The organism is Leptospirales bacterium (assembly GCA_019694655.1).
In the GTDB taxonomy this organism is placed as follows: domain Bacteria; phylum Spirochaetota; class Leptospiria; order Leptospirales; family Leptonemataceae; genus SSF53.
This window is the reverse complement of sequence record JAIBBN010000022.1, coordinates 39219-45315: the sequence shown is the minus strand read 5'-3', so window position 1 is coordinate 45315 and position 6097 is coordinate 39219. Positions and strand designations below refer to the sequence as shown.

The 6097-nt window shown below is 56.2% G+C and carries 8 protein-coding genes; 3 read left to right on the top strand and 5 right to left on the bottom strand.

What is annotated here, in order from left to right; genetic code table 11:
• Positions 1–216 precede the first annotated feature (216 nt).
• Complete coding sequence (locus tag K1X75_17560; GenBank protein ID MBX7059874.1) at positions 217–417, top strand: 4-oxalocrotonate tautomerase family protein; 201 nt, start codon at positions 217–219, stop codon at positions 415–417.
• 45 nt (positions 418–462) lie between these two features.
• Here K1X75_17560 and K1X75_17555 read toward each other — a convergent pair whose 3' ends face one another.
• The gene (locus tag K1X75_17555) at positions 463–1995 is read right to left on the bottom strand and encodes a GH3 auxin-responsive promoter family protein (protein MBX7059873.1); all 1533 of its coding nucleotides are present in this window, start codon (positions 1993–1995) and stop codon (positions 463–465) included.
• Positions 1996–2186: 191 nt separating this feature from the next.
• Here K1X75_17555 and K1X75_17550 point away from each other — a divergent pair, with 191 nt between their 5' ends.
• Together K1X75_17550 and K1X75_17545 are read left to right on the top strand one after the other, a co-directional pair.
• Positions 2187–2459 (top strand): hypothetical protein, encoded by a 273-nt coding sequence (locus tag K1X75_17550; GenBank protein MBX7059872.1) that lies wholly within the window; start codon positions 2187–2189, stop codon positions 2457–2459.
• Positions 2460–2570: 111 nt separating this feature from the next.
• Entirely contained in the window at positions 2571–2921 is a 351-nt protein-coding gene (locus K1X75_17545; GenBank protein MBX7059871.1) for a hypothetical protein, read from the top strand.
• Positions 2922–3032: 111 nt separating this feature from the next.
• Here the strand turns inward: K1X75_17545 and K1X75_17540 are convergent, their stop codons facing one another.
• The 4 genes from K1X75_17540 to K1X75_17525 form a co-directional block, all read right to left on the bottom strand.
• Entirely contained in the window at positions 3033–4313 is a 1281-nt protein-coding gene (locus K1X75_17540) for an acetyl-CoA acetyltransferase (GenBank protein MBX7059870.1), read from the bottom strand.
• A gap of 127 nt (positions 4314–4440) precedes the next feature.
• Positions 4441–4689: a hypothetical protein gene (locus K1X75_17535; GenBank protein ID MBX7059869.1), complete on the bottom strand. Its 249-nt coding sequence runs from the start codon at positions 4687–4689 to the stop codon at positions 4441–4443.
• A 23-nt stretch (positions 4690–4712) separates the two neighbouring features.
• Positions 4713–5111, bottom strand: coding sequence for a TIGR04452 family lipoprotein (locus K1X75_17530; GenBank protein ID MBX7059868.1), 399 nt, complete (start codon positions 5109–5111; stop codon positions 4713–4715).
• A gap of 87 nt (positions 5112–5198) precedes the next feature.
• Positions 5199–6074 carry a hypothetical protein gene (locus tag K1X75_17525; GenBank protein ID MBX7059867.1) on the bottom strand — a complete coding sequence of 292 codons (876 nt, stop codon included), beginning with the start codon at positions 6072–6074 and terminating at the stop codon, positions 5199–5201.
• Positions 6075–6097: the final 23 nt, after the last annotated feature.

Here is a 6097-nt window from a genome sequence, read left to right as displayed (position 1 = left end):
CTGGAACGCAGTGGACATCGCGGAAGTATTTGAATATTGATCTATTAAGAGGCGAAGCGCAGGAGTCGGCAAGCGCTTGAGTCAGGTGGAACCCGCTCCTATTTGCGAAAGAATCGGCACGTTATCCCGCCCGGTCCCGCCGAATCTGCTGCGGGTTGAATTTCTCCCGTGACATCGCGAAGCAATCTCCTGTACCGGTCTTTGGAGGAGATGCCTATGCCCTATGTGAACATCCAGATTACGCAAGGAGCAACGCGAGAACAGCGCTCTCAATTGGTCAAAGAGGTCACGGATTCAGTGACGCGTATCCTCGGCAAACGGCCGGAACATACCCATATTGTGATTCAGCAGATTGCGGAGGATCACTGGGGATATTCGGGTATGCTAACCGACGACTATAGAAAGAGCCAGCAGTAGCTTGCAGCGCGCTCGCTTGCGCCCCAAAAACGAGGGACGCTCGCTTCACTGCGCCTGATTCCTGGCAAGAAGATCGGTCATCTGCGCATCATTGATCAGCCGGGGAACCTTATGCTGTCCCCCGGTTTTTCCCATGGAATTCATCCAGCTCTCGAAGAGTCCCTTTCGGCCAAGGATCACGCGCGGTTCGACAATATTGATATCGCTCTTTCGCCTGGTGGCATATCCAGAATTGCTATCAATCAAGTTCTGATCAATCATTCGCGCCAGCTTCTGTTCGATTCCAGCGGCTTCCTCTGCCAGTTCGATAATATATGTGTGAATACCTTTTGCCCTGTCCTCTTTTGTAAATGCAGAGTGGATGGCAAAATCCTTGAGGGTCGCGTTCAGGGCCTTCAAGGCCTTCGACAGAGCCAGTTCGACCTCTTCATTCAGAACTTTTTCGCCAAACATCGACAGCGTCTGTGAAAGCCGGCCGCTGAACAGCAGCCGCAGGTTCTTCCGGTCGACAAAGCGAACGATATCTCCGACGACATAACTCCATAGGCCGGCGCAGGTAGACACGACGAGAACATAGTCGACGTCGTTTTCGATATTCTCAATCCAGTTGCGTTTTGGATTCAATGAATGAAAGTCTTCCAATCGTACGAATTCATAGAAGATTCCGTTGTCGGGAATCAAGCGCAAGCCCTCGCCGTGAGCGCGGTCGGCGATGGCAAAGAATCCTTCGCTGGCGGCATAGATTTCTCTATAATCAAGATTCATTCCGGCAGCGATTTGCTGGAAGTACTGGCGATAGGGCTCGAGGCTCATTCCCCCGTGTACAATCAATTCAAGATCGGGAAAATAACTCGCCAGGCCGGCATTGGCCACGGGCTTATCCTTAAAGATGCGAAGAAAGAGAATCTGAAGCCAGGACGGAAGTCCGCTGATCGCACGAATGTTTTTGTTCAGACAATCGGCGCTGACTGCATCCAGTTTCTCGTTCCAGTCCGTAATCCTGGCCAGTTCAGGCGGGGGGTAGTTACGGTCCTTGCCAGCCCAGCTTGGGGTTTCGCGGGCTGCAATGCCGCTCAATTCGCCGGCAAAAACGTCCGCGCTCAACTGCTCCAAATTTGGACTGCCAGCAAACATAAAGTAACGGCCGCGAAGGACCTTGCTTCTGGGCCTGTTTCGCAAATGCTCCAGCATAACGACAAGGCCCGCTCTGTTGTTTGACCGGACCATCTCCAGCGTGCAGGGTATGTACTTGCTCTTGCCAGTGGTCGTTCCCGAGGTCCTTGCAAAATAGGGAATCCGCCCCGGCCAGGTGTTGTTTACCAGACGCGGAAAGGCCTTTTCCCAGTATTCGCTCCAGAAATCAGCGTAACTGCGCAGCCTTACCTGCTGCTGGTATTCTTCAATCGTCCGAATGGATTTGAAATCGTGATCGATCCCAAACCTGGTCGCCGCTGCTCGATGCACCAAATCCTGAAGGATCTTGCTCTGGGAACGACAGCTCTGCTCGAAGGATAAAGGCGCTTTTCTGCTCAGCAACTTCAGGAGAAGTTCCGCAACCCATCCGGTCCATCTGTACATGCTTGTTCCCCTCGATTCGTTGTGCAGCAGGGCACATATCCTTCCATTTTCAACCAGTTAATTTGTGCTCTTGAATGATGGCAACGGCGCCATCGACCGCTTGGGCAATTGGGAAAAGGCGCCTGGCCGACTTAGACATCTTGACTCCGTACTCAGGAAGCCGTATATTGCAGGTGAATAGCGCCGAAGACATGAATGAAGCCCCCTCTGCCACATTGAAACCGCTGATACTTGATCTGCTGGAGTGGATCGGGGACGGATCGCGGCCTTACTCCGAGGTTATGGAAGCGTGGCGCACGTCCTGTCCGCGCCTGCCGGTATGGGAAGATGCCTGCGCGCTGGGATATGTCGAAATAGAGAGCGGAGAAAAATCAGAATCGCAAATCTCCCGCTCGGCGCTTGGCAACGCCTTCCTCGCTGCCGCACGAGGGCGCAAGGACGCCCTGGCCAGGGCCAATCCATAGCAGCCGCACTCTGTCATGAACCCCGATCAAGCCGCAGGTACCGGCAAATCGAAACCAATGCTCAGATTGCCGGTTGCAGTCCTTGCAACTGCATGCACCCTTTACTGCTTCGTGCTACTGGTCCTTGTATTTACCGGTATGCCTGTCAGCAAGAACAGCTTTCTGGCGCCAGTACCCGGCGCTTACTGTATCTACATACTGGAAAGACCTAAGGTCCCGGAAAAACCCGGATGCTGGCTATTTGCGAATCGCTATTCGCCTTTTCGCGGCGCTGGCGCCAGCGAGACCGTTGTAGCAACCTGGCCTGGATGGTACCGAATCAATTCAGCAAATTCCGGAGACACCATTCTGGCGCTGCATCCGATCCTCAATTCGGCCGTTCTAATTCTTGTGACATCTGGCGTTGTATTTGCCGTACTCTACATCTGGTTTCGCAGCCGGATCAAGGCCCCGGATTCTTAACAATTGATTACGACATACTCTGACTCAGGAGAAAAAAAGCCGGGCCACCTGACCCGGCTTTTCTCAGACTGTCGCGGTCCAATGCCGCGATCGCCTTAATTTCTCTGGCTGCTACTGTGCGGCGTTGGAAATGACAAAGGTCATGTTGGTAGTGGCGCTGCCGCCGATGTTCAACATGATGCCATTTTTTGCGCCGGCCACCTGATAGCCGCCCGCTTGATCGGTCACCTGCTTGTAAATATCCAGCGCCATGCGCACGCCGGAGGCGCCCACCGGATGCCCGGCGCCAATCAGTCCGCCGCTGGGATTGATTGGTTTCTTTCCTTTGATATCAATGACGCCATCTTCAATCGCCTGGTATTCCTTGCCTGGGCCGGTGATGCCAAAGGCGGATATGGCCGCATATTCGCTGGAGGTGAAGCAATCGTGCGTCTCGATGACGTCGATCTTGTCGATGTCCATTTTGGCGCGCTTGTAGGCGTCCAGCACCGCCTGACGCGTCCAGGGCAGGATGTATTCATTGTTTGCCGACTCTTCCACCTTCTTAGTGAAACGCATCGGCGCCACGCGATGGCCCCAGCCCTTAACCACTGCCATCTGCTTCAGACTTTTGCCGCTCTTCTGGGCAAAGCTGCGCGCGTATTCAGGCGACGCAACCACCAGCAAGGCCGCGCCATCTGTGACCTGCGAACAGTCGGTAATGGCCAGCTTGCCGCCGACAGCCATATTGAATTCGCCGCCGCGTTTTTCCGCGTGCTCGCGATTCATGAACCAGCTGCGCGTTTGCGCCCGCGGATTCAACTTGCCATTGTCATAGTTGATGCGCGAGATTTCGGCCAGATCCTTCATTACCCGCTCGTCGCCGATGGCGGCGTTGCGTTCCAGGATCACATCGGCCAGCTTTCCGAACAATTTCGGAAACGGGAATTCCACGCCCTTGGCTTCCAGCTCATAGTATGCGGCGGTGCCCAGAAAGTCGCCGCCGATCTTAGAATTGACGGTCTTCATCACTTCGATGCCGACCACCACAGCAACATCGTAGTCGCCAGCGCGGATGTGAGCGCCAGCTGCATCCAGCGCCACCGATCCGGAGGCGCAGGCCGCCTCGTAACGTGCGCCGGGCACGCCGTAGAAAGCCGGGTGCACTTCAGTAAGAAAACCGCCCAGGTGACCCTGGTTGCCGTACTGCTCCATGTCGAAGTTGCCTACAAAGACGGCAATGCGATTGTCTTGATTCAGCCGCTTGATCTCTTCGTAGCTGAGACCTACCGCGCCAAGGCCGTCGTCGACGATCTCGCGCATCATCGACATAAAGGTCTTACCCTCTTTGCTCCAGTTGCGCGCAAAATCGGTTTGCGACCCGCCCAGAATGACCGGTTCAATAGTGCTCATGATTCCCCTCTCCCGCCGGGCTGCGGCCAGATCCGCACCCTGTATGCCATAGGACGCCTGCAAGCCGACGGGGAAACTGCTTTTTCGCGGCGCGCGGGCCGCTGGCGGCAGGCTTTGTAGCCGAGTCTCAGCCTGCGGGCTGACCCTTCAGCACGTGGTCTTTAAAACGACCCAGCAACTCTTCACTTCCGGTGAACAGCAGCTCGATCTCGTCGTTTTCCAGATCATAGATTACCGGAGTGTTCAAGTAGCGCGTGAATTCCTCTTTGCTCAGACTGTCGCTTTGATCGCGCAGGAAAGAGTACCAGGTGGCCAGGATGACCTTCAGATGGGCGATTTCTTTGACCGGCAGCGAAATGGCTTTGTCTTGATTCATGCGTCCTCTTGGCGATGGCGGCTTCAATTGCCGGTATAGCGGTCCACTGGCGCCAGATAACACTTGGGCGGCGCTATTGCGCAAGTGCTTTGCAATGCCAGCAGCTGGACCGTTTGCGTGGCGCAGTCATCGACATCCGCCGACTTGTAGCCGCGGCTTTCGTCAATTCCATAGAAATCTTTCAGATAGCCGCGCTGAACTGCCTGGCCCGCCAGAAGCAGAGCCACCGCGTCCGCGCTGGCGATCGAGCTCGGATTTGTACGCTGCAGACAGGCGCTGTAACCGGCATAGGCGGCGTCGGAAAGGCGATCCAAGGCCTCATCGCCGCCAATAACCGAGGGCGAATACAAGCCGTCCATACCGCAACCGGCTAGAGCCAGACTCAACAAAGCAAGCCCGATTACTTTCGGCAAGGCTTTCATGGGCTGCGGGCAGCATGCGCCCTCATGCAGCGCTGTAAATCGGAAATGCTGGGCCGGCCGAAGCAATCGGCGCGGCGCCGGTCGGCCTCAAAAGCGCAATGCCAGCGATACTTGCAATTCCAGGGCGCTGTAGGAAACGTCGGCCGCTTGCTTTGCCAGCAACGCCTGGCCCAGTCCCAGATTCTCATCAAAGATCAAGCGTGGCGCTGCAATCGCCGCCGGCGTCGACGCCAGAAACAAGCCGCCGTTGCGCAGATAGAACCAGCGCGCGCCGAATGTCCCGCCGCTGCTGGAGCGAAATTGTCCCATGTATGCATAAACAAAGCGCGGTCCAAGACGCAAGGCAAGATGTTCGCCCAGCGAGCGACGCAGGGCCAGGTCAACGCGCGCCATGACGCCGCTGCGGCCGCGCTGCCGGCTGCCCAGCTGTGAGAACCCGCCGGCGCCTGCGGTGTATCCCTCGGAGTTCCAGAGCGGATTGAATATCAGCCCAAACCCTCCGCCGGCCTCCCAGCGCCAGCCGCGCAGCGGCCGCAGACCGATGTCCTCGCCATAATGATATGTAAACATAAAGTATGGAAAAGTGAAGCGCCAATTTTGCTGTGTCAGCGCGAAATCGCTGCGATACTCGCGCAACTGGATGCCGCTTACATCATACTGACCGGCGGCAAAGCCCAGGGCGTTGTGATCGGCCTCGCCAAACAGACCATACAAACGTAGAAAGACCTCAAAGGATGGCGTCGCCTGTTCCGTCCAGCCGTCGACCTCCACGACATTGTAGACGTTGGTCTGCAACGAGGAACGAAAATGAGTCATGCCGCGATCGAAACGATCTGGAAGACGCGAGCCAAGCGCGCCCGCTACTCCTAATTCCGCATAGGAAGCGCTGCTTTCGGCTTCGGCATAGAGCGACGCTGAAATCAGTGCGCTGAGAAGGACGACGGGGCCTGCCAGGCGCGCCACAAATCCGCCGGTTGGCGATTGCG

What these genes read in the sequence shown, in the direction of transcription:
- K1X75_17560 (MBX7059874.1), top strand. Translation starts at nt 217, where the DNA reads ATGCCCTATGTGAACATCCAGATTACGCAAGGAGCAACGCGAGAACAG.
- K1X75_17555 (MBX7059873.1), bottom strand. Translation starts at nt 1,995, where the DNA reads ATGTACAGATGGACCGGATGGGTTGCGGAACTTCTCCTGAAGTTGCTG.
- K1X75_17550 (MBX7059872.1), top strand. Translation starts at nt 2,187, where the DNA reads ATGAATGAAGCCCCCTCTGCCACATTGAAACCGCTGATACTTGATCTG.
- K1X75_17540 (MBX7059870.1), bottom strand. Translation starts at nt 4,313, where the DNA reads ATGAGCACTATTGAACCGGTCATTCTGGGCGGGTCGCAAACCGATTTT.
- K1X75_17535 (MBX7059869.1), bottom strand. Translation starts at nt 4,689, where the DNA reads ATGAATCAAGACAAAGCCATTTCGCTGCCGGTCAAAGAAATCGCCCAT.
- K1X75_17530 (MBX7059868.1), bottom strand. Translation starts at nt 5,111, where the DNA reads ATGAAAGCCTTGCCGAAAGTAATCGGGCTTGCTTTGTTGAGTCTGGCT.